This window comes from Arthrobacter sp. CAN_A2 (assembly GCF_015752045.1).
Classification (GTDB): Bacteria; Actinomycetota; Actinomycetes; order Actinomycetales; family Micrococcaceae; genus Arthrobacter_D.
Genome location: NZ_JADOUS010000005.1, coordinates 149,364 through 173,496 on the forward strand (window position 1 = coordinate 149,364; position 24,133 = coordinate 173,496).

Here is a 24,133-nt window from a genome sequence, read left to right on the forward strand (position 1 = left end):
AATCCTGCGCAGAACCTGACGGTAGGGTGCCGGACGGTCGCCGGGCTCAGGCTGCGCGGCGGAAGAGGACGCCGCGCCGGGGCGGCAGGACCACCCACGACGGCGCAGGCTCACCGGCGGCGTCCACGAGCCCGGCGGGGACCCGCACCCTGCGTCGGCGCCTGCCGTCCGCGTTGAAGTTGACGGCCGCGAAGCCGCCTTCGAACTCCCGCCACCAGGCGTGCCCCCTGCCTGTCGGCTCCGTGACCGGTCGGCCGAGCTGCCAGTCGAGTTCCGGGGCGTGCTGCGTGCGGCTGTAGTCGTCGTGCCCCGTGGCCGAGTAGGCGCCCCTGCCCGCTCCGAAGATCCAGAAGGCGGAGAGGCCGTAGGCGACGTTGGGGTGCCGGTCGTCGCCGTCGGTGGGGACGCGGAGGATCGAGAGCCCCGGTCCGGCGGCCTGCGGGAGCTGCGCCTCGGCGGTCACCGGGTCGAACAGATGCTCTGCGCCGTAACCGAGCCAGACCTCCTCGAAGCCCCCGCCGTACGCGGCATGCGCCTGCCACCTGCCGGGCTCACGGCGGGACTCGGCGATGTTCGGCACCAGGATCTTCCCCACCCCGTTCAGCGCGGTCCCGGCGGCCTGCACGAGATCGCCGAGCGCCGAGCGGATGTCGGACATCCCTATTGCTCCGTCGATGGGGAGGTCGAGACCGTAGTAGTCGTCGAAGACGTCGTTGTCCGCCATCACGCCGTCGAAGGGTGAGTCCCGCAGTTCGTCCACCACGTTCTCCACCCAGCGGCGCTGGTACGCAGGATCCCACACACGCATCTGCCAGTGGCCCGAATAGCGTTCCCACTCGATCCGGGTGCCGTCGAGCCGCCGGGCGAACCAGGCGCCGTCCGCCGAGGATTCGGCTTCCGCGAAGGAGACACCCGAGGTGTAGACGGGCCCCGGCTCGTAGCTGCGCGTCGAGGACAGGCATTTGTAGCAGAGCACGGTCATGTCCGGCCGGCGGCGCTTGAGTTCCAGTGCGGCGGCCGTCTCCCACGGCTGCAGGATGGCCGCCCGGTAGTGCTCTGCTGCAAACTCGAGCTGGCCGGGGAGCAGGGGCCCGCCGTAGCGGATCCAGGCACCGACTCCGGTCACGAGCCCGCCCGCGTGAGGTCCTCGAGGTCCGCCGTCGAGAGCGCGCGGAGATCGCTGATGTCTCCGACGGTGCGGTAGATCTCGTTGTAGGAGGACATGATCTCGTGCATCTGGAAGAACTCCTGCACCCGGATCCGGGCGTTGGCCGCGTAGTCGGCGTAGAGCTCCCTGTTGCCGATCACGGCACGCACGCTGTCCGCCATCTGCTGCACGTCGCCGGCCACCACGAGCTCGCCGCAGGGACCGACGGTCCGGCCGTCCCCGGTGAGCAGATCGTCGCCGATCAGTTGCCGCATGCCTCCGACATCGGTGCCGACGGTGGGAATCCCGGCGGCCATCGCTTCCAGGACCACGATGGGCTGGCCCTCGTTGTAGCTCGGCAGCACGAGCAGGTCGAACTGGTCGAGCATGTCCCGGACGTTGACCGTGCCGTGGATCGTCACATGATCGTGCAGCCCCAGGCTCTCGATCTTGGCCAGGCAGGCCTCGTAGTACTCGGGCACGTGCTCGGTGGGGCCGAGGACGTCGAGGTGGAGGTTCGGGAATCCCTGGTGGCGCAGGATGTCCATGCTGGATAGGAGGTCGAGCAGCCCCTTGATGGGCACGACGCGGGCGATGTAGACCAGCTTCCACTCGTGGTCGTCGCCGTGCTCCGCCAGGAGCTGCTGCGCCGTCAACCGGGCACGGTACTTGTCCTCGAACTCCTCGATGACCATCGCGTTTGGCACCACGACGGCCTTGTCGATGTCGGTACCGAGGCGTGCTGCCTCGGTGATCGCCGTCGGATACAGGTAGGTGATCAGGGCAGCGCTCGGGTAGCAGAAGTGCCCCATCTCGGTCCACCAGGCCATCCAGGCGCGCTGCTCCGGGGTGACGTCGAACGTCCGGTAGTCCTCGGAGGTGATGGACAACGCCATGTTGCGGTCCAGCAGGGTGTTGACAGTGTCGCGGACGTACAGGTTGTGCTCGGTCAGCAGGAACGAGGTGTCGTGGTCACGGGCCGCCGCCGCACCGAGCAGCGAGGCGTACCCCGTGGTGTGCGCATGGTAGACACGCGCCCTCGGCATGGTCTCTCCGAGGATGGCGTAGGCGAGGGAGAAGAAGTTGCGCAGCGTCCAAAAGGAGTCCGCGAGGGAGAGGTCGAGCTGGGGCATCCTGACGGAGAGCGCCTCCATGAACTCCCTCGTGCCGAGCACGGCCCAGAGCGGGTAGCTCCGCGTGCGCTCGTTGAATCCCTCGTCGATCAGCTGCCAGAGCGGCTCCACCTCACGTCGTTCGGACAGGGCGTAGAGCGCGTCGAAGAGGCGGTCCACCAGCGCGGCGCGCTCGGCCGGGGTCATGCCGAGATCCTTGGAGGTCGCGGCCATGTAGTCGTGCCGGTGCTCCTGCAGGCTCAGGAAGACCGGCCGCACCCAGGCCACGTTGGCCGGCATGCCGTAGAGGTCCTCGTGGGGCGAATCGGCGTCCCAGGAGATGTGGATGATGCCGTAGGTGAGATCGGGGTTGTGCGTGACGATGTCGTGCACGACGGCCGAGACGCCGCCCTTGAGGTAGGGATAGGTGGACTCCATGACGATCGCCACGTCGACGTCCACGTAATGGCGCTCCGCTGCGGTCTGGGCCACGGGGACGGTGGCGGCGGTCGGTGCGAGCGCGGCGCGGCGCGCCTTCGGGGTCTTGAACACGTACATGGTTCTTCCTTCTGCGATCAAAAGCGGTGGGTCGGGCGGAGCCGGGCCGGCAGTGCTGCTACCAGGACGTGGCGTGGCGCCAGAACAGGGTGTATTCGGGCTGGGTCCAGTGGCGCTTGTAGAGCACCCAGGCGACGGCGACGAGTGCCAGGTCTGCCACGACGAGCGCACCGTACGCCAGCGCGGCACCCGTGGAGCTCTGCGTCGCGCCGATCAGTACGAAGGCTGCAGCGCAGAGCACAAGGTGGATGCCGCCCAGGACCTGCGGCAGGACCTTCTCGCCGATGTAGTCCAGTTCGTAGCTGAGGAGCGTGAGGATCATGAACGCCCAGGACGCGACGCCCACCGAGATGGCCAGCAGCACGTTGACGGGCTGGATGCCGTCGAGGAGGAGGGAGATCACGAGCGTCAGCACCATGCCGATGGCGCCCGTGCTGAGGATGGCCCGATCCACGGTGCGGCTGAGCCGCCCCGACCGTGCGGCGAGGACCGTGAGCGGCTCCTCGGAGATGGTGCGGTGCAGGTCGGTGACTGCCCTGTCCACCTTCGGGGCGAGGTTCACGAAGTAGTAGTTGTAGGCGATGACCGCGGGCAGCATCGCGAGGAACACGATGACTACCTGGAAGTCGCCCCCGGTGACGAGGAACAGCACGAACTTGTCCGCCCACAGCACCGCACCGAGGAGGAGTCCCCGCACGAGGTCGGCGGAGAAGTCGCGGGCTCCGAGGCGGGAGAGGCTCACGGCGGCGAGGCCTCGTCCCATGGGCACGATCTGCGTGAGTGCTCCGAGCAGCGGCGGCAGCCACCAGAGGGTGGGGACCACGAAGAGGGCTGCAGCGTAGGCCACCCATGCGACCGCCCAGAGTCCGCGGCGGTTTCCCACATTGGCGAGGACGAGGGACTGGACGAAGAGGAGGTGGAGGGCGCAGAGGGCGGCGTAGGTGGCCAGGGCCGTGAAGGACCAGCGCGTGGCGAGCCAGAGCGGGATGGCGAAGACCACCACGAGCGGAAGCGCCTGGACGAACATCGCGGGCCAGGTGGCGCAGAACCGGCGGGTGATGGCTGCCATGTCCCGCTCCGCCATGAGGTCCCCGATCGCGCGGTAGGCAGGGAGGCAGGCGGCCTGCGCGAGCCAGGGGACGGTGATCGACGACGCCAGGACCACGAGGGTGAGCTGCACTCCCCCGGCGTTCACCGCGGCCATGGCGGGGCTTACGAGCGGGTACACGAGGTTGAGGAGGATGACCGGCGAGAGGTACAGCAGGAGCCCGGCGCCCGGTCGCGCCCCGCCGTCGGACGTCGCGCGGTCACCCCCGGCGCTGGACACGCCGCTGCGCGCGAGCGTGAACAGGGCCACCATGACGAGGACCACGCCGGTGGCCAGCAGGGCGTAGGACCAACCGTCGGGCAGCAGGGTGTCGGCGAGCGGCACGAGAGCCGTCAGGATGAGCGCGACGATGATGATCACCGTGCGGTGCCGGGCATGGGAGTCCTGGAGGAGGGACTGCAGCGAAGTCATGATTTTCCTTGGGCCGCTCGCCACCGCGTTGCGCGGCTGGGCGACCTCGTGTGAGACGTGAGTGAGACGGATGGGTGCCCACAGGGCGGAGATCCGGTAGTCGTCCCACACGAAGGTGATGGGGGCGTCCTCGCCAGCTCTGCCAACGAGCGCCGTCCTTGAACCTATCGACCGGACCGGTCCGTTGCACGAGTGGCACTTACGTACGCATCTGCGCGAGGTACTTTCATCTCTTACGCGGGATGCACGCCCTACTACTCGCATGAGGGTTGAGGACTACCCAGCCCCGCGCGCTGGCGCGGCGCCGGAGAAGCTGTGGAGGGTGCCGTAGGTGATCAAGCACACACTGCCCCTGGAGGGGTGACCGGCTCAGGGCGTCGGTGCGGCGCTGTTGGCGACCCGGTAGGACTCCTGGATCAGTTCGGTCAGCTCCTCGAGGTCGATGCGACCCAGCCGCACGAGCACGAGACATTCGTACTGGTCATGGTGGGGGTGGACGAAGAACGCACCCGGCTGGGAGGCGAGCAGCGCGTCCCGTTCCTCGGTCTTGATCGTCAGGACGGTGTCATCCCACATACGGGCGAAGAGGGTCCGGGCGAACCAGGCGGGCCGGCTCCAGCTCAGCCGCTCCGAGGTCCCGGGCAGGGCGAGGCAGGCGGAACGCACATCGTCTTCGCTGACCATGGACCAACCATGGCACCGGCCGCAGGGCTGGTCCAGTGCTTTCCGGGACCGCATCGTCGATCCTGCGGCCACCGCCCTGTCACGGTGTTCGCACGGACCGGCAACGATCCTGCCCGCCGGATAACGATCCGGGTCCGGCCCCGGCCGGGCTTTCGGGACGGCATCATCATGGAGCGATCCACCCGCGCTACGAAGGAGTAACCATGGGTTGTCCGGGCCGGTCCGTACTGCTGTCCTCCGGGGCCCTGTGCCTCGTTCTTCTCTCCTCCTGCGCTTCTCCCGACGCCGGCGCCGATGCCGACGCCGCAGGGACCCCGGTCGCCCCGTCGGCGTCCGCGACCCCAACCGCCGGGGCCCCGCCGTCGACGAACCCACCATCCGCGCCCCCAGCGTCCGGGGCCCCGCCTGCTGCCGACGCCGGGTGGGCCACCTACACGACCCCGGGCGGAGGCCTGTCCTTCGACCACCCGGGCGACTGGACCGTCGTCGCGTCCACCCCGATCCCACCGGAGGGCGTGGCCGTCGCCGTCGAGGATGCCGCCGGCCGGCGCCTCGCCTCCCTGCGGACGAACCTCGTCACAGGGGCGGTGTGTCCGGCGGAGGTGCCGTACTCACTCCTGGACTCGGAGCCGCTGCCGGCCCTGACCCAGGCCACGGGCACCCCGATGTTCGTCTTCGAAGGCCGCACGGACCCCCTGGTGGCCGATCCGATGGCGGCGTCGACCCTCGCCTACGGCATCACCTCCGCGCCCTTTCCGGAGGGGCCGACCGCCTGCCCCATCGCACACTTCTTCACATGGCCGCCCTCGGGGGCCGCGTTCGGAGGGGCCTACGACCCGTATCGGATCCACCCCGGCAAGCCGATGCACGTCGACACGCCGCAGGCGTACATGGAGACGAAGGAGTACCAGCAGATCAGGACGATGCTCACATCCCTGCGCCCTGCCGGCTAGCGGAAGTCCGGTACGGTGGCCGGCGTCACGGCATGATGGACGCGGGGACGACGTCGGCCGAGCGGCCGGCGCAGGAGGAGGATCCGCGGCGATGACGACCGTTCACACCATCGAGGAACTCACGGCACTCCTGCCCGATCCCGCCCCCGGCAGGAGGACCCTGCTCGGGATCGCAGGGCCGCCGGGTGCAGGGAAGTCCACTGTCGCTGCGGCGCTCGCCGGGCTGGACCCCGAGCACCACGCCCTGGTCCCCCTGGACGGGTTCCACCTGGCCGACCAGGCCCTGGTCGCCCTGGGCCTGCTGGACCGCAAGGGGGCCCCCGAGACCTTCGACGCCCACGGCTATGCCGCCCTGCTGGCACGCCTGGCGAGCGCTCCCGGCCACACCGTCTATGCGCCGGCGTTCGAGCGTCGGCTGGAGCAGCCGCTCGCGAACGCCCTGCCTGTGGCGCCCTCGTGCACCCTGATCATCACCGAGGGCAACTACCTGCTCCTCGATGCGCCGGGCTGGCGGGACGTCCGGAGCCACCTCGACGAGGTCTGGTTCGTCGACGTCGAACCCGGGCTGCGCCGGCGGCGGCTCGTCGCGCGGCACATCCTGTTCGGCAAGACGCCTGCGGCGGCGGAGGACTGGGTCCGTCGGGTCGACGAGCCCAACGCCGCGCGCGTCGCCGCCACCCGGGACAGGGCCGACCGCATCCTCGACCTGTCCGAGTGGCGACTCTGTTGACCGGGGCGTCGGTCCCCTCGGTCCGCCAGGGACCAGTCCTGCGCCGGGTGCTGGGCCGACGGCGGCCGGCGGCTTCGCAGCTACGCTGGCACAACGACCCCCGGCACCGCAGCAGGAAGGAGCCTCGAGTGACGACCGACCAGGACCTCTCCGTCGGGCAGCTCGCCGCGCGCAGCGGCATGAGCGTCTCCGCCCTGCACTTCTACGAACGCCGGGGGTTGATCACCAGCCGCCGCACCACCGGCAACCAGCGCCGGTACGACCGCTCGGTCCTCCGCCGCGTCGCCGTCATCGGCGCCGCCCAGCGCGCGGGCATCCCGCTCGCCACCGTCGCCCGCGCCTTCGCCGAGCTACCGACCGACGGTGTCCCGGACCAGGCGGACTGGCAGCGGCTCTCCGCGGCGTGGCAGCAGGAGATCGACAAGCGCATCGCCCAGCTCGAGCACCTGAGGGACCGGCTGGACGGCTGCATCGGGTGCGGCTGCCTGTCCCTGGCCGCCTGCGGCTTCGTCAACCCCGACGACGCCGCCGGCTCCCGGGGCATCCGCTCCACCCTCCTGGACCCCGACCCGCCGATTTGACCTCAACCTCTGTTGAGGTTCTAGCGTTGACGGCATGACGATTCCCACCGGCCACGCGATCGCCACGGCCGAGCTCTTCAAGGACGCGTTCCGCGCGCACCCGGCCGGCATCGCCGTCATCACCGCACAGGGAGTGGACGGACCGGTCGGCCTGACGGCGTCGTCCGTGTCCTCCGTCTCCGCCGAGCCGCCCGTCCTCGCCTTCTCGGTCTCGACGGCGTCGTCCTCGGCGTCGGCCCTCATCGCGGCAGACACCCTGGTGGTCCACCTGCTCGGCGCCGATCAGGTCGGCATCGCCCAGCTCTTCGCGACCCGCGGCGCCGACCGCTTCGGCGGGGCGGTGGCCTGGCGGCCGCTGCCCACGGGCGAGCCGCTCCTGGCGGAGGCGCCGTGGGCCCTGCGGTGCCGTATCCTGCACCGGCTGCCCGTCGGCGGGTCGATGATCCTCGCCGCAGAGGTCATCGCGATCGAGCAGGGCGACGACGGTGCGGGCGGAGCGCCCCTGGTCTACCACAACCGCTCCTACCACCGCCTGGGCGATCACTCGCTGCTGTACTGACGCGTGAGATACCGGCCCCTGCGGTCCGGCCACGAGCACCAGGCGGTTGTGGCCTTGGCGAGCCATTGGTTGCCTCTGCGATCGAAGCCTAGAATGAACCGTCATCGACAGAGGGGACCAGTTCGTGCGCGATGCCTGGAAGCGGCTGGGTTCCTTCACCGCCGTAGGGGCCGTGGCTTTCGTCGTCGATATCTCGGTGTTCAACCTCCTCTCCTCGGGACTGGGCGTGGGCCCCATCTCGTCGAAGGTGACCTCCGTCGCCCTGGCGACCGGCGTCTCCTGGTTGGGCAGCAGGCACTTCACGTTCCGCGAGTTCAGGGGCCGGGCGAAGCGCCAGGAAGCGATCCTGTTCGGACTGACAAATCTGGTGGGCCTCGGTATCGCGACGGCCTGCCTCTTCGTCTCGCACTACGTCCTGGGTCTCAGGAGCCCGTTGGCGGACAACATCTCCGGGAACGTCATCGGCGTGCTCCTCGGCAACGTGTTCCGCTACCTCGCGTACCGCTTCGTGGTGTTCCAGTCTCCGCAGCATGATTCCGCCGGCCGCCCGGGCGTGGAGGTCGGGGCCCTCGGGAACGGCCGGGAATGAGTGCGACGCCACCTGTCCAGCGGAAGATTCCGGTGGGATGGCCGATGCCTGCCGCGTAATATTGACGGTGTAGTCAGCCTGCTTGCAAAGCTGACGGGCCGTCCCGCCACCATGCACCACCGTTCTTGGAAGTCCTCCGCCATGCGCGCCCCCTCAACCCTCCCCACCCTGGCCATCAGCATCGGACTGCTGCTGTCCGGGCCCGCGGCCGCCGTCGCGTCCCCGGCTCCGGCGCCCCGGCCCTCCGATCAGGTGCCGCCCCCCACACCGTCCGCTTCGCCCCTGCCCGCGACGACCGGCACCACGCCGGCCGTGCCACCGGTCGAGGAGCCCCCGAGCGAGCCGGTGATGCCGCCGATCGACCCTCCGGCGGACGCGGAGCCTCCCGTCGAGGAGGTGATCGGCACCACCCCCGACACCGCGGCCCCCGAGCCCACCGTCGAGACCCCGACGACGGGTCCCGGGTCAGCACCGGAGACCACGCCGGCCCCACCGACATCGAACGCCCCCACGTCGGCCCCGTCCCCCGTCCTGGCGGTGACGCCGGAAGAGGCTCCACCGGCCGGCGAAGCGGACGGTGCCCCCGCCCTCCCGGCAGGTGGGCAGCAACCCGGTGTCGGCGAAGCCGTCGTCGTCGACCAATCGGTGCCACGAGCACCTCAGCCCGGGACCTCCGGGAACGGCGCGGAGCCCTCCCGGGTACAGACCCCGGTCGAGGAGATCCGGATCGATCAGGTGGACCAGGTGGAACAGGCGGAGCAGGCGGAATCCCTCCAGCCGCCCGTCGAGGGCACGTCGCTCCGGTACACGATCGCCGGGATCCTGAGCATCGTCGCATTGCTTCTCGCCGTCGGGATCGCCGTCGTCGCACAGCCGCGGCGCCCACGCCGGACCCACTGAGCCGGAGGGCACTGCCGGCTACCGTGGATCACCGGCAGTGGATCACCGGCAGTGGACAGGCGGCGCCGCTGAACCAGGCGGTCACGTGGCGGCCGATGCCGCCGGGCACGACCGCGCGGGAACAGCAGGAGCCGGGAGTGACCTCCCGGCTCCTGCTGTTCTGTGGTCCCGGGGAGCTAGCGGACCTGGAGGGTCAGCATGCCCGTCGCGTTGGACTGGACGACCTCGATCCTCGTCCCCGTGCCGGCGACGACGACGGAGCCCTGCGGGTTCGCGGCGTCGTAGTAGGCGTTCGGGTCGGTGTCGTCGAAGACGGCGACACCGGGCTGTGACGGAACGGTGAGCGTTGTCGCGCCCGCCGCGGTCTCGCGGTGCAGGCTGAGCGCATCCGTGGCCTGCTTGCCGAAGGTGGCGTCGAAGCTCTGGATGCGGTTCCGGACCATCGCGCCGTCGGACCACGTCAGCGCCTTCGGGTGGGCGTCCACGGGCAGGGCGAGGCCTGCGCCCGGGTGCTGTCGCGTGTTGTTGTTGCGCTGCGCGGTGTTCCAGTACGTGATGCTCAAACCGTCCTGGTAGGCGTAGTGCTCCACGGTGTCCGGCGCGGTGACGCCCCAGCCGAAGTTGTACGGGCCGGTGGCGAGCGTCGCGTCGTAGCCCGCGTACACACGGTTCTCGGCGATGTAGAAGCGGTCCTTGCCCGCGGCGTCCTTCGGCAGGTTCACGACGACGGCCTGCGGGGCCTTCGTGCCGTGGAAGGACGGACCGATCTTGTGCGTGGACTTCACGCCCGCGGTCGCGACCTCGTAGTCGAGCCAGCCGAGCTGCAGCTTCTCCCACGCACCCATGTGGTTCGGGGTGGTGCCGATCGAGCCGTTGCCGTGGCCGAGCCAGGAACCGGAACTCATGAGGCTCCAGAAGCCTGTACCGTTCTCGCCGCCGCTGGTGTCGTACAGGTCTGGCAGGCCGAGGTCGTGCGCGTACTCGTGCGCGAACACGCCCAGGCCGCCGTTCTCGGGCTCCGTGGTGTAGTCGCGGATCCAGACGCTGGACTTGCCGATCTTGATGCCGCCGAAGGGGTTCGCCGACGGGCCCGCGGTCCCGCGGCCCGCCTGGCCGACGGCCCAGCGGTGGGACCAGATGGCCGACGACGCCGCGCCGGCCTCCTCGCCCTCACCGGCGTGGATGGCCTGGAAGTGGTCGATGTAACCGTCGGCCTCGTCGAAGTCGCCGTCCTTGTCGAAGTCGTAGCGGTCCCACTGGTCGAACGTCGCGAGGTACGTGTCGATCTCGGCAGGGGTCTTCCCGGCCGCGATCTGCGAGTCGTACCAGGCGTTCGCGGTGTCCTGCACGAAGCGGGTCATGTCCGCCTGGCTCTCGGTCTCGCCGTAGCTGGCCGAGTTGTAGGGGACGGTCACCCAGTCGCTGACGTCGCCGTCGACCGTGTACCGCCCGCTGGACAGCTCCCCGTAGACGCTCTTGAGGGACTCGCCCTCCTCGTTGAAGAACATGTCGAGGTAGTGCCGGCGGTCGAAGGAATCGGTCCAGTAGGTGGAGTTGTCCACCGCGCGGTCCGGTTCCTTGATGGCGCCGTTCGCGGGACCGGCGGTCGACGCCGGGAACCGTGGATCGACCTGGTCGCCGAAGTCGACGAGGAAGGAGAGGATCTGGTCGCTGTCCTGCAGGCCGTACTGCGCCCACTGGCCGGGGGCCACCTTGACGGCCTTCGAGCCGTTCCGGTCCTCGACCTTCGCCTCTCCGGAGAGGACCTTGCCGACGGCCTGCTGGTTGAGGTCGCGGCGCGCGGCGTCCGCGGGGTCCGAGCGGTCATCGAGCCTTTCGGCGGTGCCGTCGGCGCCGGGCGAGGAGCTGAAGGAGGAGGGCACGGCCGACGCGTCCGCCGCGGGGCCCGGGGTTGCCTGGGCGCTCATGGGAGCAAGCACGACGGCGCCGGTCACGGCGAGCGCCATCGCGCACCGCAGCCCCCGGGTACGAGCGATGGAATTCAAGGGTTCTCCTAAGTGAAATGTCCCAGCCGCCGGAGGGCACCCACCGACCCGGTGCCTCCAGTGACGAACATGTTGCCTGAGTCACACGTTCTGGTGGGACCGTAGCATCGACGTCGGACACTTCGACGACCGGTTGCACGCTGTGAACCATCTTCTTCCCCGACTCTGGCGCGGAGGGGAGGGTGGTCGTATAGTTCCGCGGCGCAGCGGACTCAGGCGAACGGGGCCAGCACTGTCGCCGCCTCGCCGAGCGCGTCGGAGCGGGTGGTCGCATGCACGGAGAAGCGGATGCGGTCCTCCCCGTGGAGCGTCGCAGTGATGCCGGCGTCCGCCAGGGCCGCGAGCGCGTCGGCCGCCCGCCCGGGAACACCGGCCACCACGATCCCGGCCGTGTCCGATCGGTCCCTCGGCGAGAGGACCGGCACCCCGACGGCGGGGAGGTGGCCGATGAGCGCCTGGGCGTGGGTGGCGACGACGCCCTCGATCGCCGGTATGCCCACCGTCTCGATGAGCGCGAGGGCCTCGGCGAGGGCGCCGGTCGCGTAGGGCGAGAGGTTGGAGACGGAGAAGCGCTGCGCTCCGGGCAGCGGCGGGTGCTCCTCGCCGTCGTACCTGCGGGAATCGGTGACGCCCGTCCACCCGGTGAGCAGCGGCTCGATCCGCTCCATCCCCCGCGCCGACAGGGCGAGGGCCGCCACGCCCCAGCCGGCGCGGATCCACTTCTGCGCGCCCACGATCAGCACGTCGGCGAGCGTCCACTCGAGGTCCGCGACGCCGAAGGCCTGGATGCCGTCGACCACCAGCAGCCGGTCGGGGCCGATCACCGTGCGGATGCCGGCGAGGTCGGCGCGGTAGCCGGTGCGGAAGTCGACGGCGCTGACACTCACCGCGACGGTGTCCCCGGTCAAAGCACGGGCGACGACGTCGGGCGTCATGCGGGTGCCGGGTCCGCCGGTCAGGTCGACGCGCGCCCGGCCCGCGGCGCTGGTGCGCAGCCAGGGGTAGGTGTTGGCAGGGAACTCGCCGGCGCTGACGAGCACCGATCCGCCGGTGAGGCCGAAGGCCACCTGGAACAGACCGAGCGAGGTGCTGCCGGTCAGCCCGACGTTCTGGAGGGGGAAACCGCTGAGTCGCGCGAAGGATTCCCGGGCACGGAGGTCCTCCCCGTACAGGGTGTCACCCGACCGGACGCTGCCGTCGGCGGCGAGTTCCAGGAGGTGCGCCACCCGGTCGCGGACCGGCCGGGACGGCGGCCCGTAGCTGGCGAAGTTCAGGAATCCGCGTCCTTCCGTGAAGGACGCCCGGTAGGACGCGAACACGGCGTCGTCATGTCCTGCGGGACTGCTCATGCTGTTCCTCCTGTCGGCCCGGAGCACGCTCCGCTGTTCGTCCTGCAGCGGGCTCGACGACCTAGATGCCGCACTCCTCGCTGACCGTCGCAGCGGCGTTCTCGAACTCGGCCTTGAGTTCCGGCATCTCGGTCACCTGCGTCTGGACCTCGGCCCGTCCCTTGGCGAAGATATCGGCCAGGGTCTGCAGCGGGTCCTGCAGGGCGTCGGAGGCCCCCGTCGCCAGGTCGTCGAGCTGGCCGGCCATCTCCGCGACCTTCTCGTCCGACATACCGGAGTCGATGGGCTTCAGAATCACCTCGACTTCGGAGCACGTGTCTTCGGTCGACAGTTGCTGCGACGCCTCGGCCGTCGGCTGCTGCGATGCCTGGGGCGTCGGCTGCTGCGACACCTCGGCCGGTGGTTGCTGCGATGCTTCGGACGAAGGCTCCTGCGAGCCGCAGGCCGTGAGTGCGAGGAGCAGTGCAGTGAGCGTCAACAGTTTCTTCAAGATTCCCCCAGTGTGATTCCAGTGCCTTCATCGTTGCATGCGGGGAGGCCCGGATCCGGAACCTCGACTGCGCCGCGCGCGGTGGAAGCGTGTGCGACCGGCCCTCAGCGGCGCTTGTTCTTGCCCTTGAGCAGGGGGTTGGGGCTGTTCGTGGCGATCCGCTCCGACCGATCGTCGGCCGGCACGGCCCGCCCGCGCCCGGCAGTGCGGGCCGCCCTGCCGCGCGCGCGGCCAGGCCGCGCAGACCGGCGGGAGCGGTCGTCAGTGTCGGAGCCGGCATCGGCGTCGGTCATCGATTCGCCGTCGACGATGGTGACGATGCGTTCCTTCCGGACCTCTTCCCTCACCGTGGTCCTGCCCGTGACGGTGGTCCGTGCCAGCCGGACACGCTCGACGGGCACGGTCTCCCTGCCCAGCACGACGGCCCGCTCCTCGTGGCCGACGAGCTCGACGACGTCCTCCTGGAAAAGAGAATCGTCCATCGTGGCGTCGGCCTTGGTGATCGGCTCCCGCTCGGTCAGCAGCTCCTCCTTCAGCAGGGGCACCGTCCGGGTGGCTTCCTCGGTGATCACGTACTTCCGCAGCCGGACGCGGGCGGCCTCGTACGCCTCCGTCCCGACGCGGAGCTGCTCCTCGGAGCGGATCATCCAGGGTTCGCCGCCGCCACGCCGCTCCCGGGTGACCGCGCCGTCGTCCGACGCCGTCACGTCCTCCGCCGTCGTCGCCGCCGATGCCGTCGTTCTCTCATCCAGACCGTAGTGCGCGTACAGCACGCCCTTGTCCTCCGGGCTCAGGTGTCCGTCGCGCTCGATCGACGGGGCGTTCCTGATGAGGTCCCGCGGATACGCGACGACGAGCCGGCCGTCCTGCACGGCGGCGCCCTCGAGGGGCACGAAGGACTCCTTCGTGCCGAACAGGCCGGTGTGGACGGTCACCCAGGTCGGCGTTTCGGTGGCGTCGTTCAGGTACACCTCGCCGATCGAGCCCACCTTGTCCCCCTGGTCCGTGACGACCGCGGTGCGGTGGCCGAGGAGGTGATCGAGATCGTGCATCGTGAGCATGGGATTCCTGTCGTCGGTGTCGCCCGCGTGAAGCGACGCATTGACGACAGACTAGAGCGATCCACCCCCATATAACAAGCATGCTTACTATCACGACCGGGCCAGGCGTCCACCGGCCGTGGATGCTTCCGGCGGGCCTCAGTCCAGGACGAGCGCGGCCAGCAGTTCGTCCGATCGCGCCTGCGCCCCCAGGTCGTGGGCCCCGCCGCCGACCAGCAGCTCATCGGCGCCCGTCCGCGCCCGGAGCGCGGTGAGTTGCTGCTGCACCTCCGCCACCGTCCCGTACACGGCCCCGGCGAGGGACTCCCGCACGAGCCCGTCCTGCCGCTCCGTCAACGGGTCCGCGGCATCGTCCAGGGATGGGAAGAATCCCTTCGTGCGGGAGACGGCGAGCGCCCGGGCCTCGGGCAGGAGCAGCTGCCGAGCCTCCGCCGTCGTGCGTGCCACCGCCACGTTCAGGGACACCGTGACGTGCGGCGCGTCCCACCACGGGGACGGGCGGAAGGACTCCCGGTAACGCTCGAGCGCGGGATCGGCGTCCCGGGACAGGGCCGGTCCGCCGAGCACGACGGCGAGGCCCGCTCGCGCTGCGATGTCCAGACCCTGGCCCGTAGCCAGGACGAAGACCGGTGTCCGGCCGCCGTCCGCCGGACGGGCGGTGATCGGGGCGGTGCCTCCGAGGAACGCGAGGAGATCGGCGATGTCCTGTTCGAACCGGTCGGCATCTTCCCTGCCGGCCCTGAGCGCGGTGCGCACCGCGGAGGTGAAACCGAGCGACCGGCCCACACCGAGGTCGAACCGACCCCCGCTCAGCGCGTTCAGGGTCGCTGCCTGCTCGGCGACCACCAGGGGCTGGTGGTTGGGCAGCATGATGCCGCCCGTCCCGACGCGGATCCTCGTCGTCGCGGAGAGGACGGCGGCCGCCAGCACGGCGGGCACCGACCCCGCGATACCGGGCACACCGTGGTGCTCAGCGACCCAGAACCTCCGGTAGCCGAGCAGCTCCGCCCGCTGCGCCCGCGTGATGACGTGCTGCAGGGCCTCGGCCTCGGAGGAACCGGTCCGGGACTGGGCGCGGTCGAGGATGGACACGCGGGCGAAGGAGGTCATATCCCTGGAACCAACGACGCCGCGGCACCATTCCGGTAGTGTGGCGCCACAGGCGTCAGGGATGTCGCCCGAGCCAGCCGGACAACGGGGTACGGCCGGCCCAGAACACCAGCGGGGTCAGCGTCATGGGCATCTTCACCAGGTTCCGTCGAAGGACACAGCAGCTGCCGGCGCCGGCGGCACCCGCCCTGAGCGGGGAGGCTGGGCTTCTTCGCCTCGCGGACAGCATCGCCGGCTCCCAGGCACGGCTTCTCCTGATCTCCGATCGCGTTGCCGCGGGCCGCGCGGAAGCGGGCGACGAGGCTCGCCTGCGCATCCAGCGCGAGATCACGGCGAGCTTCCGGAAGCGCATCGAGAAGGTCGCCCTCCCGACGGACATCGGTGACGACGTCGAGGTGTGGCTGCGCTCCACTCCCCTGCAGGCCCCCGCGGATGGGCGCGAGTACCGGCCCCACTAGGACCCCGGTCCGATAATGACGGTGGCACGCGTCAGGATGGGATCTCGTCGTCGGCCGTGATCCTGCGGACCGGCGCGGTCTCACCGAAAGGACTCCCGCCATGATGGGCGCCCACCATGCTGCCTGCGGCGCCGCCGCCTGGGTAGCAGCCACCACCCGCATCGAGATCCATCCGGGCCATCTCCTGCCGATTCTGCCCGACACCGTCACCCTCGGCCTGGGGCTCCTCGACGTCAGTCCTGTCGGCGTCGTCACCGGCGCCCTCGTCACGGCGGGTGCGGCGCTCCTGCCCGACGCCGATCACCACAGCGCCACGATCGCCCACTCCCTGCCCCCGCTGTCCAACATGTTCTGCGCCGGCGTCGGGGCCATCTCAGGAGGCCACCGACGCGGCACCCACTCCGCACTCGGGGTCGTGGCGTTCGTCGCCGTCGCGTTCGTCGCCGGATTGTGGACCGTCGAGACCGCCGATTTCGGGACCATCTATCCCGGCGCGGGACTCCTCACGGTCCTGCTGGTCTCCTTCGCGGCGAAAGCCCTGAAGATCATCCCGGACCGGATGCGGAGGTCGCCGTGGGCGGTGGGCCTCACCGCCGGCGCGTTCATCACGGCGTTCGCGCCCGAGGAGCAGTTCTGGTTCCCGCTCGCGGTGGGCATCGGCGTCGTGGTGCACATCCTCGGCGACATGCTGACCACCGGCGGCTGCAACCCGGTGTACCCGTTCCGGCTCAGGAGGCCGCGCAGCCTGGCGAAGATGCCCGTCGTCGCCCAGGTGTGGCGCCCCAACGGCAACATCGCGGTGCCGGTCCTCGGCAACGCCGGATCACTCCGCGAGTGGTGCCTGCTCGTGCCCGTCTCGCTCTACGCTCTCGGCGGGATCGGGTGGGCCGTCATGAAGATCGACGACGGCGCCATGGTGATCGCCCGAGCCGCGGGAGCCGGCTGACGGCGCGGCGGGACGTGCTGGAACACGGCCGGGCCGGGTCCGTACCGATGCCTGATGAGGGAGAGGTCGATGCAGGGTGCCCTTCGGACCGCGGTCAGCAGCCGTCCTGGCCGCAGGCGGGGCCGTCGGGTGACGGCGTGAGCGACACCAGGGGGTGGGACTCGCGCCACGCCTGGTCCAGTGCCTGGCGGAACAGCTCGACGGGCTGCGCCCCGGAGATCCCGTACTTGCGGTCGACGACGAAGAACGGCACGCCCTGTACGCCGAGCGTGCGGGCCTCCTCGATGTCGTCCCGGACGTCGGCGGCGAACCGGTCACCCGCGACTGTGTCCCGGATCTCGTCCTCGCCGAGGCCGATGCCCGTCCCGAGGGAGACGAGGACCTCGACGTCGGAGGTGTCCAGTCCCTGCTCGAAGTGGGCGGACATGATGGCTTCCTTCGCCGCGTCACCCCGTCCCCGGGATTTCGCAAGATGCAGGAAGCGGTGCGCAGTGAAGCTGTTGCCCACGACCACGCGGTCGAAGTCGAAGGAGAGACCGTCCCCGGCGGACTGCTGGACGAGGTGCTGCCACATCTCCTGGACCTGCTCCGGAGCGATGCCCTTGCGTTCGGCGAGGTACTGCTGCTCGGTACCGTCGTAGTGGTCGGGGAGGGAGGGATCGAGCTGGAAGCTCTTCCATGTCACCTCCACGCTGTCCCGGTGGGGGAATCCCGCAAGGGCTTTCTCGAAGCGGCGCTTGCCCACGTAGCACCAGGGGCATTTGACGTCGGACCAGATCTCGATATGCATATCCTGCGCAACCACGGAACGCTCAGGCGCTATTCCCGCAGGGAGCGCCTGAGCGTCGCCGCTACTTGCGGTTCAGCAGGCCGCGGAGGATTCCGCCGGCCTTGCCCGCGGGGACGGGCGTTCCGCGCTGACCGGTACCGGCAGGCTTGCCGGCAGTGCCGGTGCCCTTGTTGCCGAGGTAACGGCCCGCGGCGTTCTTGAGCGTGTTGCTGATTCCCATGATGGTCTCCTTCGGTTGCGCGTCTGCACCCGAGAACATCAGGTGGCTTACTAGTTTATCCCGCGCTCCCCGCCCTAGGGCGCATCAAGGTGTCCCGGCGGTTCGACGGCCAGGCCGGAACGCTTCAGGAGGGCGTAGGTCTTGGAGTGCTTCGGCCTGAAGAAGACCTCGTCCGGCGTGCCCGCCTCCACGATGATGCCCTGGTCCATCACCACGATCACGTCCGCGATGTCGCGCGCGAACTGCATCTCGTGGGTGACGATCACCATGGTGGTGCCCTGGGCGGCGATGGACTTGATGACCGCCAGCACCTCCTCGACGAGCTCAGGGTCCAGCGCCGAGGTGGGCTCGTCGAACAGCATCACACTCGGATCCATGGCGAGCGCCCGGGCGATCGCGACGCGCTGCTTCTGCCCGCCGGAGAGCTTGGACGGGTAGTTGTCCTTCCGGTCCAGCAGGCCGACCCTCTTCAGGTTCTCGAGCGCGTGCTTCTCCGCGGCTTCCTTGGACATCTTCTTCACATCGCGCAGGGGTGCCATCACGTTGCCCAGGGCGGTCTTGTTCAGGAACAGGTTGAACTGCTGGAACACCATGCCGAGATCGGTGCGTTTGAGGGCCGTCACGGACGCCTTCTCGTCCACGAGCTTCCCCCCGCGCTCCTCGTAGCCGACCATGTGCCCGTTCACGAGGATCCGGCCGCTGTCGATCGTCTCGAGCTTGTTCATGCAGCGGAGCAGCGTGCTCTTGCCGGAACCGCTCGAGCCGAGGATCACCACCGTCTCCCCCTTGTGGACATCGAGGTCGACGCCTTTCAGGACCTCGATCCGGTTGACTTCATGCCGTCTCCCCCGCAGTCGCTCGAACAGCCCGGGAGTCTTGGTCACGATGAACGTCTTGTGGACGTCCCGGGCGCTTACGATCACTTCGTCAGACATGGATCCTCGCTCTCTTCTCCAGGGCACTCACGATGCGGGACAGCGGGAGGCTGATCAGCAGGTACAGCAGTGCTGCGGCCGTGTAGATCTGCGTCGTCTCGAAGGTCTGCGCGTTGATCACGTTCGCGGTCTTCAGGATCTCGGTCACGGCGATCACCGAGGTCAGGGCCGTGTCCTTCACCATCGCGATGAAGTAGTTGCCGATCGGTCCCAGGGAGACGATGAACGACTGCGGGAGGACCACCTTCCACAGCGCCTTGCCCGGGGTGTAACCGAGGGACAGGGCAGCCTCCGTCTGGCCGCCTTCGACGGCGAGGATGGACGAGCGGAACACCTCGGACAGGTAGGCCGCGTAGTTCAGGCCGAGCCCGAGGATCCCTGCCGGGATCGGGTCGATGTTGATCCCGATGGCCGGCAGGACGAAGAAGATGTAGACGAGCTGGACCAGGAGCGGCGTCCCTCGCATCACCTCCACGTAGACGAGCGCGATCCCCCGGAGGATCCGCGACTTCGAGAGCCGCGCCAGTGCCACCAGCAGGCCGAGCACGAGGGCGAGGGCCATCGCCCCGAGCGCGAGCTGGACGACGACCGGCGCGGCTGCCAGCAATCGCGGGAAGTAGCTGAGAGTGCCCTGGATGAAATCGATGGCCGGACTTCCTTTCGAGCTCGGTGGACGGGAGAAGCAGGGTCAGTCGACGGCGTTGCTCTCGGTCAGTCCGTACTTGGTGAGGATCTTCATGTAGTCCGGCGAGGCCTTCAGCTCCGCGAGCCCCGAGTTCAGCTCCTCGAGCAACTGGGTGTTCTCCTTCGTCACGGCGGCGCCGATCAGGCCCGGGAAGTAGGGCTCGTAGGGGTCCACGATCTTGATGGCGTCGTTGGGATTCTGCACGAGGCTGTAGGCGACCACGGCCGCGTCGGTGAAGACGACGTCGACCTGCTTGTTCTCCACGGCCTTCAGGAGTGCCGCCTGCGAGTCGAAGTACTTGATCTCCTTCGGCTCGAGCGATTCGGCGAGCTCGATGAAGGTGGTGCCGGTCTGGACGCCGATCACGGTCCCCTTGGCATCCTCGCGGCTGGTCATGGTCGAGTCTCCGGGGATCACCATGCCTTCGCCCTGCTGGTACCAGGTATCGGTGAAGTTGACCTCTTCCTTGCGGACGTCGGTGATATACATGGCGTCGACGACGGCGTCCGCCTTGCCTGCCTGGATGGCAGGGATCAGGGTGGCGAACTCGGACACGAAGACCTCGACCTCCCAGCCCTTCTTGTCGGCGATCCAGTTGATCATCTCGCCGTCGATGCCCTGGAGGGCACCCGATTCGTCCGTGAAGGAGAAGGGTGCATCATTGGAGGTCGCGATAGTGATCGTCTCGATGGCTCCGCCGTCGCCTCCTCCGGCCGCATCTCCGCCGCTGTCTCCTCCCCCGCACGCGGTGAGGGCCAGGGCGACCCCCATCGCTGCCGCTGCGAAGGACGTCATTGTGCGCCTGCTCTTCATGATTGCTCCTTGGTCGATGCTGGGTGGGTCTCGAATCGCGTGATGCGGAGGTCGGCCGTGCGCTGGTGCGCCTCCATCCCCTCGTAGGCGGAGATCTCGGACACGAAGGGGGCGAGGTCCATGGTCGCCGTGCGGTCGATGCGCTGGAAGGTCAGGGGCCTGAGGAACCGGGCGACGGAGAGGCCGGCGGAGGACCGCGCCCCGCCCCCCGTGGGCAGCACGTGGTTCGTCCCGGTGATGCCCTTGTCCGAATAGGCCACCGTCGACCAGGGCCCCAGGAAGAGGGATCCGTAGTTCGTCAGGTTCTTCTGGAAGTAGGCGTCGTCCGCCGTGATGACCTCCAGGTGCTCGGGGGCGAGCACATCCATGAGCTGGACGGCCGTGGCGTCGTCCTCCACGAGGTAGACCGTTCCGTAGTCCCGCCAGGCGGCACCGGCGATATCGCGCGTGCTCAGGTCCGTGAGCTGGCGGTCCACCTCCGCGATGACCGCGACGGCGAGTTCCCGCGACGTCGTCACCAGGGCGGCGGGTGACTGGGGGCCGTGCTCCGCCTGGCCGAGGAGGTCCGCGGCGACGATCACGGGGTCCGCGGTGTGATCCGCGATCACGGCGACCTCCGAGGGACCGGCGAGCAGGTCCATGCCGACCCTGCCGAACAGCTGCCGCTTCGCTTCGGTGACGTAGGCGTTGCCGGCGCCCACGAGCATGTCCATCGGCTGTTCGCCGAGCAATCCGAAGGCCATGGCGGCCAGGGCCTGGACGCCGCCGACCACGAAGGCCCGGTCGACGCCGGAGAGGTAGGCGGAATAGAACACCGCGGGGTTGCCGGCCGTCGGGGATGTGGGAGGCGAACACGCGATCACGGTGGGAACCCCTGCCGTCTTGGCGACGCCGACGGTCATGAAGGCGCTGGCAAGGATGGGGAATCGTCCGGCCGGCAGGTAGGCCCCGACACGCTGGACCGGGACGTACCGATGACCCACCACCACTCCGGGCATCACCTCGGCCTCGACGTCCTGCAGGTGCTGGAGCTGCAGGCCGGCGAACGTCCGGGTCCGCTCGGCCCCCGCCTCGAGCGCGGTCCGCAGGGCCGGCGTCAGTGCATCGCCGGTCCGCCGCAGGGCGTCGGCATCCACCTCGACGTCACCGCCGCCCCATCCGTCGAGGACCCGCGAATACTCGGCGACGGCGTCGCGCCCGCCTTTCTCGATGACCGACAGCATCTCCGACACCGTCTCGACGACCTGCGGCAGCCGCTGTGCCGGCACGCCCCCGATTGCAGCGCTCTTCAGGCACTCGTAGGAGCCCGTGACCGAGGACATATGGTGCGCCGTGAGTTCCATGCAAGCAGCGTAGAACCGTACCCGGTCATAGGGGAACCCTCCCTTTACCAATGGAACCTATAGGATTTACCTGTGACCCTCAATCAACTTCGTGCGTTCCTGGCGGCTTACAACTGCGGGTCGTTCAGCGCCGCCGCGAAGGAACTCGGCATCACCCAGGCCTCGACGTCCGAGTTGATCGCGCGGCTCGAGGAAGAACTCGGCGCACCCTTGTTCGCCCGTACGTCGAAGGGGCTCTCCCCCGCCCCGGCGGCCGAGGAGCTCCACACCCATGCCCTGGACTGCGTGAACTCCGCGCGCCGAGGGGCCGAGGCCGTGCGGTCGCTCCGAACACTCAACGGCGGCGTCTCGACCTTCGGTGTGCTGAGGTACGCGGCCAACTACGACCTCGCGGACCTCGTCGTGCAGTTCCACCGGCAGCACCCGGAGGTGAGGGTGCGCATGATCGGCCTCAATTCGCACGTCGTGGCCGCGTCGGTGGCGGCTGGAGAGATCGAGTGCGGCCTGGTCGTGCTGCCGGTGGACAGTGACGGTCTCGAGATTCGCCCGCTCGCCTGCGACGAGGTGCGGTTCATCTCCTCCACCCGGCCCGCCGGCGCCGGCCCGGTGAGCATCCAGGAACTCGCCGCGGCGAAGCTCGTCCTCTACGACGCGCACTCCGGTTGGAAGGATCCCACGCGCCGCCAGCTGCGGGACCGCGCCGACCTCGCGGGGTTCTCCATCGAGGCCGAGATGGAGGTCGAGCACGCGGAGACGGCGTACAGCCTGGTGGCAGCCGGCGCCGGGGATTCGTTCATGGCCAGCGGCATCCTCGCGTCCATGCGCCCCGCCGACAATGTGAGGAGCTTCCCGTTCGCCGAGCCCCTCTACGACACGATCGCCCTCGTCCGGCGTAAACACGGCTACATCTCACCGGCGACGCATCGGTTCTCCGTCTTCGCGGAGCGGGCCATCGCGGCCCAGCGTGGGCTGACCAGCCTGGTGTGAGCCCTGCGCCCTCCTCATGCAACCCCTCCCCCGGCGGTCGGAGTCGCAGCACCCCGGCGTACGGTGGAGGCATGAGCGTGCCTACAGAGTCCAGGGTCACCTTCGGCGGCAGCTTCGCGCGGGAGCTGCCCGAGATGGCGGTCGCGTGGCAGGCGGAGGCCGCCCCCCATCCGACCCTCCTCGCCCTCAACGAGCCCGTCGCCGCGGAGCTCGGGCTCGACCCGGAGTTCCTCCGCTCCCCCGAGGGGCTGTCGCTGCTGGTGGGCGCCGCACTGCCGGACGGTGCGACGCCGGTGGCCCAGGCCTACGCGGGCCACCAGTTCGGCAGCTTCAACCCCGGACTCGGCGACGGCCGCGCGCTGCTGCTGGGAGAGGTCGCCGACGTCGACGGCCGCCTCCGCGACGTCCACCTCAAGGGGTCCGGACGCACCCCCTTCGCGCGCGGCGGTGACGGCCTCGCCGCCGTCGGGCCCATGCTCCGCGAGTTCATCCTGAGTGAGGCCATGCAGGCGCTCGGCATCCCGACCACGCGGTCCCTCGCCGTCGTCGCCACCGGCCGCGACGTGCGCCGCGAGACGATGCTGCCGGGTGCCGTCCTGACGCGTGTCGCAAGCAGCCACCTGCGGGTCGGCAGCTTCCAGTACGCCGCGGCCACGGGCAACCAGGACCTCCTGAAGCGCCTCGCCGACCATGCGATCAGCCGCCACCACCCCGCTGCCGCCGCAGCCGGGCGCCCCTACCTCGCGTTGCTGGAGGCTGTCGTGTCGGCGCAGGCCTCGCTCGTGGCGCAGTGGATGCTCACCGGATTCGTCCACGGCGTCATGAACACGGACAACATGACCGTCTCGGGCGAGACCATCGACTACGGGCCATGTGCCTTCATGGACGTCTTCGACTACGCCGCCGTGTACAGCTCCATCGACCGCGACGGCCGCTACGCCTACGCGAACCAGCCGCTCATCGCCGAGTGGAACCTCGCACGGCTCGCCGAGACCCTGCTGCCCCTCATCGACGACGACCGGGAGCAGGCCGTCCCGCTCGCCGTCGCCGCGCTCGAGGCGTTCCGCCCCCGGTACAGCGCCGCCTGGCTGGCAGGGATGAAGGCCAAGCTGGGACTGCCCGACGACGTCGGCGACGCGGTCGCGTCCGCGCTGGCCGACGACGTCCTCACCCTGCTGCAGGACAACCACGTCGACTACACGTCCTTCTTCCGCGGCCTCGGCTCGGTGGTCCGCGGCGATGCCCGGCCCGCGCGCGACAGGGTGCTCGACGTCGCCGCCTTCGACGCCTGGACCGCCCGCTGGCTCGCCACCATGCCCGATGCCGACGCCATGGACCGCGTGAACCCCGTGTACATCCCGCGAAACCACCTCGTCGAGGAGGCACTGGACGCGGCGACGACGGGAGACCTCGACCCGCTGGGACGGCTCCTCGAGGTCCTCACGAAACCGTTCGAGGAGCGGCCCGGCCTGGAGCGCTACGCCGCAGGGGCGCCGGACGACTTCGGGGCGTACACGACGTACTGCGGCACCTGACGGATCCGAGGGTCGGACGACCGTACGGTGCATCGGTGATGAGCGGTTTGTCCATTGGGAAGTGGTTGCCGGG

25 protein-coding genes are annotated in these 24,133 nt (G+C 69.6%); 10 read left to right on the forward strand and 15 right to left on the reverse strand.

The genetic code is table 11. The annotated features are described in order from the left end of the window. Positions 1 to 46: 46 nt before the first annotated feature. The 4 genes from IWX63_RS08050 to IWX63_RS08065 form a co-directional block, all read right to left on the reverse strand. The gene (locus tag IWX63_RS08050; protein ID WP_199277635.1) at positions 47 to 1,126 is read right to left on the reverse strand and encodes a putative glycoside hydrolase; all 1,080 of its coding nucleotides are present in this window, start codon (positions 1,124 to 1,126) and stop codon (positions 47 to 49) included. Next, positions 1,123 to 2,817: a GT4 family glycosyltransferase PelF gene (pelF, locus tag IWX63_RS08055; protein WP_199277636.1), complete on the reverse strand. Its 1,695-nt coding sequence runs from the start codon at positions 2,815 to 2,817 to the stop codon at positions 1,123 to 1,125. The genes IWX63_RS08050 and pelF overlap by 4 nt, the downstream gene beginning before the upstream one ends. Before the next feature lie 58 nt (positions 2,818 to 2,875). Next, on the reverse strand, positions 2,876 to 4,336 hold the full coding sequence (locus IWX63_RS08060; protein WP_334685732.1) for a hypothetical protein: 1,461 nt from the start codon (positions 4,334 to 4,336) through the stop codon (positions 2,876 to 2,878). A 369-nt stretch (positions 4,337 to 4,705) separates the two neighbouring features. Further along, positions 4,706 to 5,020: an MmcQ/YjbR family DNA-binding protein gene (locus IWX63_RS08065; protein ID WP_199277637.1), complete on the reverse strand. Its 315-nt coding sequence runs from the start codon at positions 5,018 to 5,020 to the stop codon at positions 4,706 to 4,708. A 203-nt stretch (positions 5,021 to 5,223) separates the two neighbouring features. Between IWX63_RS08065 and IWX63_RS08070 the strand changes: the two genes are divergently transcribed. From IWX63_RS08070 to IWX63_RS08095, 6 genes are all read left to right on the forward strand, one after another. Then, positions 5,224 to 5,973, forward strand: a complete 750-nt coding sequence (locus IWX63_RS08070; RefSeq protein ID WP_199277638.1) for a hypothetical protein — start codon at positions 5,224 to 5,226, stop codon at positions 5,971 to 5,973. Between the two features lie 91 nt (positions 5,974 to 6,064). Continuing rightward, positions 6,065 to 6,703 (forward strand): nucleoside/nucleotide kinase family protein, encoded by a 639-nt coding sequence (locus IWX63_RS08075; protein WP_199277639.1) that lies wholly within the window; start codon positions 6,065 to 6,067, stop codon positions 6,701 to 6,703. 128 nt (positions 6,704 to 6,831) lie between these two features. After that, positions 6,832 to 7,284, forward strand: coding sequence for a redox-sensitive transcriptional activator SoxR (soxR, locus tag IWX63_RS08080; RefSeq protein ID WP_043443035.1), 453 nt, complete (start codon positions 6,832 to 6,834; stop codon positions 7,282 to 7,284). 34 nt (positions 7,285 to 7,318) lie between these two features. Then, positions 7,319 to 7,843, forward strand: coding sequence for a flavin reductase family protein (locus IWX63_RS08085; protein WP_199277640.1), 525 nt, complete (start codon positions 7,319 to 7,321; stop codon positions 7,841 to 7,843). Positions 7,844 to 7,967: 124 nt separating this feature from the next. After that, on the forward strand, positions 7,968 to 8,432 hold the full coding sequence (locus IWX63_RS08090) for a GtrA family protein (protein ID WP_334685733.1): 465 nt from the start codon (positions 7,968 to 7,970) through the stop codon (positions 8,430 to 8,432). 141 nt (positions 8,433 to 8,573) lie between these two features. After that, positions 8,574 to 9,332: a hypothetical protein gene (locus IWX63_RS08095; protein WP_199277641.1), complete on the forward strand. Its 759-nt coding sequence runs from the start codon at positions 8,574 to 8,576 to the stop codon at positions 9,330 to 9,332. A gap of 176 nt (positions 9,333 to 9,508) precedes the next feature. Here the strand turns inward: IWX63_RS08095 and IWX63_RS08100 are convergent, their stop codons facing one another. The 5 genes from IWX63_RS08100 to IWX63_RS08120 form a co-directional block, all read right to left on the reverse strand. After that, positions 9,509 to 11,299 (reverse strand): immune inhibitor A domain-containing protein, encoded by a 1,791-nt coding sequence (locus IWX63_RS08100; protein ID WP_442859116.1) that lies wholly within the window; start codon positions 11,297 to 11,299, stop codon positions 9,509 to 9,511. Positions 11,300 to 11,550: 251 nt separating this feature from the next. Continuing rightward, entirely contained in the window at positions 11,551 to 12,687 is a 1,137-nt protein-coding gene (locus tag IWX63_RS08105; RefSeq protein ID WP_199277642.1) for an aminotransferase class V-fold PLP-dependent enzyme, read from the reverse strand. A 61-nt stretch (positions 12,688 to 12,748) separates the two neighbouring features. After that, a complete protein-coding gene (locus IWX63_RS08110; protein ID WP_199277643.1) occupies positions 12,749 to 13,177 on the reverse strand; it encodes a hypothetical protein in 429 nt (142 codons plus the stop codon). 104 nt (positions 13,178 to 13,281) lie between these two features. Beyond that, the gene (locus IWX63_RS08115) at positions 13,282 to 14,238 is read right to left on the reverse strand and encodes a PRC and DUF2382 domain-containing protein (RefSeq protein ID WP_199277644.1); all 957 of its coding nucleotides are present in this window, start codon (positions 14,236 to 14,238) and stop codon (positions 13,282 to 13,284) included. Positions 14,239 to 14,376: 138 nt separating this feature from the next. After that, the gene (locus IWX63_RS08120; protein ID WP_199277645.1) at positions 14,377 to 15,348 is read right to left on the reverse strand and encodes an MsnO8 family LLM class oxidoreductase; all 972 of its coding nucleotides are present in this window, start codon (positions 15,346 to 15,348) and stop codon (positions 14,377 to 14,379) included. Positions 15,349 to 15,473: 125 nt separating this feature from the next. On the opposite strand from IWX63_RS08120, the gene IWX63_RS08125 reads away from it, so the two are divergent. After that, positions 15,474 to 15,806: a hypothetical protein gene (locus tag IWX63_RS08125; protein ID WP_199277646.1), complete on the forward strand. Its 333-nt coding sequence runs from the start codon at positions 15,474 to 15,476 to the stop codon at positions 15,804 to 15,806. A 100-nt stretch (positions 15,807 to 15,906) separates the two neighbouring features. Then, entirely contained in the window at positions 15,907 to 16,752 is an 846-nt protein-coding gene (locus tag IWX63_RS08130) for a metal-dependent hydrolase (protein WP_199277647.1), read from the forward strand. Positions 16,753 to 16,846: 94 nt separating this feature from the next. Here the strand turns inward: IWX63_RS08130 and IWX63_RS08135 are convergent, their stop codons facing one another. The 6 genes from IWX63_RS08135 to hisD form a co-directional block, all read right to left on the reverse strand. Continuing rightward, positions 16,847 to 17,542, reverse strand: a complete 696-nt coding sequence (locus IWX63_RS08135; RefSeq protein WP_199277648.1) for a DsbA family oxidoreductase — start codon at positions 17,540 to 17,542, stop codon at positions 16,847 to 16,849. Positions 17,543 to 17,603: 61 nt separating this feature from the next. Next, positions 17,604 to 17,762: a hypothetical protein gene (locus IWX63_RS08140; protein WP_199277649.1), complete on the reverse strand. Its 159-nt coding sequence runs from the start codon at positions 17,760 to 17,762 to the stop codon at positions 17,604 to 17,606. Between the two features lie 74 nt (positions 17,763 to 17,836). After that, positions 17,837 to 18,697 carry an amino acid ABC transporter ATP-binding protein gene (locus IWX63_RS08145; protein ID WP_199277650.1) on the reverse strand — a complete coding sequence of 287 codons (861 nt, stop codon included), beginning with the start codon at positions 18,695 to 18,697 and terminating at the stop codon, positions 17,837 to 17,839. Further along, a complete protein-coding gene (locus IWX63_RS08150) occupies positions 18,690 to 19,304 on the reverse strand; it encodes an amino acid ABC transporter permease (protein ID WP_199277651.1) in 615 nt (204 codons plus the stop codon). Before IWX63_RS08150 ends, IWX63_RS08145 begins: the two co-directional genes overlap by 8 nt. 81 nt (positions 19,305 to 19,385) lie before the next feature. Further along, positions 19,386 to 20,195 carry an ABC transporter substrate-binding protein gene (locus IWX63_RS08155; protein ID WP_199277652.1) on the reverse strand — a complete coding sequence of 270 codons (810 nt, stop codon included), beginning with the start codon at positions 20,193 to 20,195 and terminating at the stop codon, positions 19,386 to 19,388. Further along, positions 20,192 to 21,538, reverse strand: coding sequence for a histidinol dehydrogenase (hisD, locus tag IWX63_RS08160; protein WP_199277653.1), 1,347 nt, complete (start codon positions 21,536 to 21,538; stop codon positions 20,192 to 20,194). The genes IWX63_RS08155 and hisD overlap by 4 nt, the downstream gene beginning before the upstream one ends. Positions 21,539 to 21,610: 72 nt before the next feature. Between hisD and IWX63_RS08165 the strand changes: the two genes are divergently transcribed. Next, positions 21,611 to 22,525: a LysR family transcriptional regulator gene (locus tag IWX63_RS08165; protein ID WP_199277654.1), complete on the forward strand. Its 915-nt coding sequence runs from the start codon at positions 21,611 to 21,613 to the stop codon at positions 22,523 to 22,525. 71 nt (positions 22,526 to 22,596) lie between these two features. Further along, positions 22,597 to 24,060: a protein adenylyltransferase SelO gene (locus IWX63_RS08170; protein ID WP_199277655.1), complete on the forward strand. Its 1,464-nt coding sequence runs from the start codon at positions 22,597 to 22,599 to the stop codon at positions 24,058 to 24,060. Positions 24,061 to 24,133 lie beyond the last annotated feature (73 nt).

Excerpts from the sequence above, each read along its gene's own strand:
- IWX63_RS08070 (WP_199277638.1), top strand. The coding sequence starts at position 5,224 with ATGGGTTGTCCGGGCCGGTCCGTACTGCTGTCCTCCGGGGCCCTGTGC.
- IWX63_RS08115 (WP_199277644.1), bottom strand. The coding sequence starts at position 14,238 with ATGCTCACGATGCACGATCTCGATCACCTCCTCGGCCACCGCACCGCG.
- hisD (WP_199277653.1), bottom strand. The coding sequence starts at position 21,538 with ATGGAACTCACGGCGCACCATATGTCCTCGGTCACGGGCTCCTACGAG.
- IWX63_RS08155 (WP_199277652.1), bottom strand. The coding sequence starts at position 20,195 with ATGAAGAGCAGGCGCACAATGACGTCCTTCGCAGCGGCAGCGATGGGG.
- IWX63_RS08060 (WP_334685732.1), bottom strand. The coding sequence starts at position 4,336 with ATGACTTCGCTGCAGTCCCTCCTCCAGGACTCCCATGCCCGGCACCGC.
- IWX63_RS08105 (WP_199277642.1), bottom strand. The coding sequence starts at position 12,687 with ATGAGCAGTCCCGCAGGACATGACGACGCCGTGTTCGCGTCCTACCGG.
- IWX63_RS08085 (WP_199277640.1), top strand. The coding sequence starts at position 7,319 with ATGACGATTCCCACCGGCCACGCGATCGCCACGGCCGAGCTCTTCAAG.
- IWX63_RS08095 (WP_199277641.1), top strand. The coding sequence starts at position 8,574 with ATGCGCGCCCCCTCAACCCTCCCCACCCTGGCCATCAGCATCGGACTG.
- IWX63_RS08065 (WP_199277637.1), bottom strand. The coding sequence starts at position 5,020 with ATGGTCAGCGAAGACGATGTGCGTTCCGCCTGCCTCGCCCTGCCCGGG.
- pelF (WP_199277636.1), bottom strand. The coding sequence starts at position 2,817 with ATGTACGTGTTCAAGACCCCGAAGGCGCGCCGCGCCGCGCTCGCACCG.
- IWX63_RS08075 (WP_199277639.1), top strand. The coding sequence starts at position 6,065 with ATGACGACCGTTCACACCATCGAGGAACTCACGGCACTCCTGCCCGAT.
- IWX63_RS08145 (WP_199277650.1), bottom strand. The coding sequence starts at position 18,697 with ATGTCTGACGAAGTGATCGTAAGCGCCCGGGACGTCCACAAGACGTTC.
- IWX63_RS08140 (WP_199277649.1), bottom strand. The coding sequence starts at position 17,762 with ATGGGAATCAGCAACACGCTCAAGAACGCCGCGGGCCGTTACCTCGGC.
- IWX63_RS08125 (WP_199277646.1), top strand. The coding sequence starts at position 15,474 with ATGGGCATCTTCACCAGGTTCCGTCGAAGGACACAGCAGCTGCCGGCG.
- IWX63_RS08170 (WP_199277655.1), top strand. The coding sequence starts at position 22,597 with ATGAGCGTGCCTACAGAGTCCAGGGTCACCTTCGGCGGCAGCTTCGCG.
- IWX63_RS08100 (WP_442859116.1), bottom strand. The coding sequence starts at position 11,299 with ATGGCGCTCGCCGTGACCGGCGCCGTCGTGCTTGCTCCCATGAGCGCC.
- IWX63_RS08130 (WP_199277647.1), top strand. The coding sequence starts at position 15,907 with ATGATGGGCGCCCACCATGCTGCCTGCGGCGCCGCCGCCTGGGTAGCA.
- IWX63_RS08135 (WP_199277648.1), bottom strand. The coding sequence starts at position 17,542 with ATGCATATCGAGATCTGGTCCGACGTCAAATGCCCCTGGTGCTACGTG.
- IWX63_RS08120 (WP_199277645.1), bottom strand. The coding sequence starts at position 15,348 with ATGACCTCCTTCGCCCGCGTGTCCATCCTCGACCGCGCCCAGTCCCGG.